At 43.5% G+C, this 239-nt stretch carries 1 pseudogene; it reads left to right on the top strand.

Going from position 1 to position 239, the window contains the following annotated elements:
• A pseudogene (locus AAEY75_RS16955) lies at positions 1–239 on the top strand (citrate transporter); the annotation flags it as partial.

Consider the following 239-nt stretch of genomic DNA (forward strand, 5'->3'; position numbering starts at 1 on the left):
TGATTGTGGTGGCATACTTTCTTGGGAAGTCTGAAAGAAAACGTCTTGGTGTTATTGAGCTCGAACAGCCGATTCATGCAAATGAAATGGCAGCGGCACTGCAAGATGATATTAAGCGACCGAAACTTTGGTGGTTTAACCTGACACTGACTTTGCTATTGGTTCTCTTGCTTGTGTCAGGAAAAGTAAGCTTAACGGTTCTGTTTGTTCTTGCCTTCTGTGTCGCCATTATCGTGAAC

The organism is Psychrobacter sp. TB55-MNA-CIBAN-0194 (assembly GCF_040309505.1).
Taxonomy (GTDB): Bacteria; Pseudomonadota; Gammaproteobacteria; order Pseudomonadales; family Moraxellaceae; genus Psychrobacter; species Psychrobacter fozii.